Below are 2,331 nucleotides of genomic sequence, written 5' to 3' on the forward strand. Positions count from 1 at the left end.
AATTGGGGAATTGTTGACTGTATTTCTTTTATTGTAATGGAAGAGCGTAGAATAACGGAAGCATTAACAACGGATATTCATTTTCAGCAAGCTGGTTTTCGAGCTTTGTTGAGAGATTAATCTCAGGGCAGGCGATCGCCCCTTCTCATCCCAAAAAAAACGATCGCCTCTCCTCATTCTCAAAAAGCGATCGCACTCATCATCACAAAAAATGATCGCCCTTTGCGTTCCTATCCCAAGCAATGGCAATTTTAAAATTTAATCAACAAGATAATAGCGATCGCACTTTCAAAAGCCAAAGGAATTGCGGTCTTAAAGTTTGGTAGGTTGGGTTGAGGCACGAAACCCAACGCCAGTTGCGTAAACACCAATCCAATAAATGTTATTCTAACTTGATGCAATACCGTAGAGCAAAAACACCTGAAGCTACTTATTTTTTTACAGTTGTGACATACAATCGTCACAAAATTTTGTGTGAACCTGAAAATGTGGATTTACTACGAAATGCTTTTAAATATGTTATGCGACAACATCATTTTAAGATTGATGCTATTGTCATTTTACCAGATCACATTCATGCTCTTTGGACATTGCCTGAAACAGATGCAGATTTTTCAACTCGTTGGCGATTAATTAAAAGTTATTTTAGCCGTCAATGTCATTCTCAATATCAGGGTAAAATTTCAACATCTCGACAACATAAAGGAGAAAAGGCTATTTGGCAACGTCGCTTTTGGGAGCATCAAGTTCGAGATGGTCGCCAAGGGCGCGCCTACGGCGATCGAGATTTTGTTAATCATCTCGAATACATCCATTACAATCCCGTGCATCATGGATTAGTAAATGCTCCGAAAGATTGGCAACACTCCAGTTTTCATCGTTATGTTGAAGAAGGAATTTATGATCAGATGTGGGGGGCTTCAGAAAGGCTGATCTTTGATAGTGATATTGGTATGGAATAAAATGTAGGTTGGGTTTCGTCGTATCAACCGACAAGATCAACTAAAATTTTTCAAAAATTCGGTGGGTTGGGTTAAGGAACGCAACCCAACAAATTAAAAGATAATGGTGTTAATTCGTTTTGGAAAGGGGATATTTTCTGTGTAGAAATGTTGGGTTTCCTTTCGTCAACCCAACCTACAAGATCGGCGATCGCACTACAATATCAGCGATCGCTCAAGCTATAGCAATTGATTGATTTGAGCCGCTGTTAATGCCGTAGTGTAAATACGAAAATCACTGAGTTGACCTGCAAACTGCTCGTTAGCACCCGTTCCACTATCCTCTTTGCGACCAATCAGATAGAAATTTGGACTAGGTTTTAACGTGTAAGGATTATGTACGCGCGGATCTGGTTGAATTGTAGGCGAAACACTTCCCGCCGCTTTTCCACCAACATACAGGGTTGCTTTTGGTGACCGAAAGTCGATACCCCAATCGAATGTAATCGCAACATGAGTCAACTGTTTAGCAACCACAGATATAGTACCAACTAAACCAACTAAATCTTGAGTTGGATCAGAGCCTGCTGTTGGCAAATCTTTCCGCAGATTAATTGCAGGAAGCCCTCCCGCATTGATAGCAAAAAGTAATTGCCAATCATTTGCCTTCCAATTGCCAATCAGGATATTTCGGTTTGCCGTGCTATCAAGGAGAACCTTTGTAGCTATGGTAAAGCTAGTTGCATGAAGGTCTAATCGAGGTGTTGAGAAATAACCACCGAGTGGCAAAACCACCGTAGAAAGTTGTAAAACTAGGGCATTGCTTATGTCTGTCATTTTTTCCTCAAATTTTTGAAATTGGTACTTTGGAAAAATCGGCTTTCAGCTTACTTGGCTAATTGTCGAGTGACTGCGATCACTTTCTCTGATTAAGTGCGGTCTGCTTCGCAGTGCCTTCGGCAACACCGATTTTATTAGCAAGAAAAAGGTAATGTTGAGTTTTATCACCTCAATCCAACCTACAGATCGGCTGAAAACCTTGCCGCTTTTCACGGACTTGGGGTCATAATACCATGTTTCGTTTTCCTAGCAAAGCTAAGGTTAACAATTCGCAACTTCCCTATACACAGCACTAAGTAATACTAAATCTTGTTACAAAATCTAGCTTTTCCCGGTAAGCTGTTGACTATCTAGCCCACATTCCGCACCCTAGTCGTTGAAATCAAAAGTTGCTCTAGCCCTTGTATAGCTGAACTTCCCCCCATACATATATACTATAATAGCCGAAAACCCTTATCCATCAATGGATGTAACCCCTTAACTTTTCTTAATGTACCCATGTAATTTGTAACATTTCTTAATGGACAAGAATTCTCTCCATTTGCTAGAA

At 40.3% G+C, this 2,331-nt stretch carries 2 protein-coding genes; one reads left to right on the forward strand and one right to left on the reverse strand.

All coding sequences use genetic code 11. From position 1 onward, the window contains the following. The first annotated feature begins 395 nt into the window (after positions 1 to 395). Positions 396 to 962, forward strand: coding sequence for an REP-associated tyrosine transposase (locus PX484_RS06340; RefSeq protein WP_287768473.1), 567 nt, complete (start codon positions 396 to 398; stop codon positions 960 to 962). A 219-nt stretch (positions 963 to 1,181) separates the two neighbouring features. Here the strand turns inward: PX484_RS06340 and PX484_RS06345 are convergent, their stop codons facing one another. Further along, positions 1,182 to 1,778 (reverse strand): LamG domain-containing protein, encoded by a 597-nt coding sequence (locus PX484_RS06345; RefSeq protein WP_287768475.1) that lies wholly within the window; start codon positions 1,776 to 1,778, stop codon positions 1,182 to 1,184. Between the last annotated feature and the right edge of the window lie 553 nt (positions 1,779 to 2,331).

Origin of the sequence: Microcystis sp. M49636_WE2, from assembly GCF_030065375.1 — a bacterium.
Lineage (GTDB): Bacteria > Cyanobacteriota > Cyanobacteriia > Cyanobacteriales > Microcystaceae > Microcystis > Microcystis aeruginosa_C.